The following is a 1,460-nucleotide window of genomic DNA, read 5'->3' as shown; positions in this document are numbered from 1 at the left end:
CCCTAGAAACTCAATCTATACCAGAAGGTGATAATACTGAGTTTTCAGCAGAAAGTTTTAGCAAGTCTTGGCAGCAAGCTGTGACTGGACAAACCTTACCCATTTCTCAAATCTGGGAGGGAATTGACCTTGACTGATGCTCCCTTAGTTGAGGTGCAACTTACTCCTGAGTTTCAGCGTAAATTGAGAGTTCTGGCCAAGAAATACCGCCAAATTAAAGCCGATATTCAGCCCATTCTCGAACAGTTGCAAATGGGATCGTTTCTAGGAGATAAAATCTCTGGCCTCGGTTCCACAGTTATGAAAGTGCGGATTAGAAACAGCGATAGTCAACGAGGGAAAAGCGGTGGCTATCGCCTAATTTACTTGATTTCATCTACTGAGTCGATTATTTTGTTGGATATTTACTCAAAGTCGGATCAGCAAGATATCGAAGTAGCTGAAATTCGACAAATTATTAAGGGCGTTAGCACAACCTCTGAAGCAACAGACACTTGAGGTTCTTCAGGGTCTACTATCGTCTCCATTCCAAAACTCTCAAATTTCTCAACCAGATTTGATATGATTGGTGCTGCTGAGCTGGAGCGGGTAAGCGTGAAGTTATCATTGAGCTGCCAAGTTTCAGGAGAACTCGCCCCTACATGGATGTATACGCAGAAGATAAGTCTACCCTAGAGGCTGTTGTTTGTCATATCTGATAGAATCAGACCTCAAAACTTATGCCTAAAACCTATTACCTATTACCTATTACCTAACACCTAACACCTAACACCTAACACCTAACACCTAACACCTAACACCTAACACCTAACACCTAACACCTAACACCTAACACCAAATGGAAAAAGATTTATTATTCACTCGCCGCCACACTGGACAATTTATTTCTGAGCGACAATTAGTAGACCTTAAAAGTGTCAATCGTGACTTGGCAACAGCGACAGGTTTAGATAATTTGGCTCAGGCAATTCTCAATCGCCTTTACACCCGTAAAGGGGAACTGGCGGCTTTGGGACATCCTAATTATGGGTCACGGCTCCACCTGTTAGTGGGTCAACAAAATAATAATCGTCTTCGCTCCCTTGCTAATCTGTATATCCGTGAGTGTCTAGCTCAGGAACCTCGGATAGAAGAAATCAAGGCCATAGATTTTGAGCCTCCCTCTCGTCAGCAACGTTATACACTCGTAGCAACTGTAGTCCTTAAAGCTGTAAGTGAGGAAACACCCTTAACCCTGAGCTTTTCCCTAGCTGGAGCGTAATGGGTAATAGGTAATAGGTAATAGGTAATAGGTAATGGGTAATGGGTAATGGGTAATGGGTAATGGGTAATAGGTAATGGGTAATGGGTAATAATGGGTGATGGGTAATGGGTAATGAGTTCATTAGCTAGAAATTACACGCAAAATTTAACTTCACTAGCTGGAGCTTAATGAGATGGTTTTTGAGAAAAAAGGCTTT

Annotated in this window: 2 protein-coding genes; both read left to right on the top strand. The window is 42.2% G+C overall.

The window, feature by feature from the left end; translation table 11 throughout:
- The first annotated feature begins 129 nt into the window (after positions 1-129).
- Positions 130-498, top strand: a complete 369-nt coding sequence (locus F6K38_RS41820) for a type II toxin-antitoxin system RelE/ParE family toxin (protein ID WP_287360730.1) — start codon at positions 130-132, stop codon at positions 496-498.
- Between the two features lie 340 nt (positions 499-838).
- Positions 839-1,261 (top strand): GPW/gp25 family protein, encoded by a 423-nt coding sequence (locus F6K38_RS41815; protein ID WP_287360728.1) that lies wholly within the window; start codon positions 839-841, stop codon positions 1,259-1,261.
- The last annotated feature ends 199 nt before the right edge of the window (positions 1,262-1,460 follow it).

The organism is Moorena sp. SIO3B2 (genome assembly GCF_010692525.1).
In the GTDB taxonomy this organism is placed as follows: domain Bacteria; phylum Cyanobacteriota; class Cyanobacteriia; order Cyanobacteriales; family Coleofasciculaceae; genus Moorena; species Moorena producens.
The sequence above is the reverse complement of the archived record's forward strand: the minus strand, read 5'-3'. Positions and strand labels throughout refer to the sequence as shown.

What these genes read in the sequence shown, in the direction of transcription:
- F6K38_RS41815 (WP_287360728.1), top strand. Translation starts at nt 839, where the DNA reads ATGGAAAAAGATTTATTATTCACTCGCCGCCACACTGGACAATTTATT.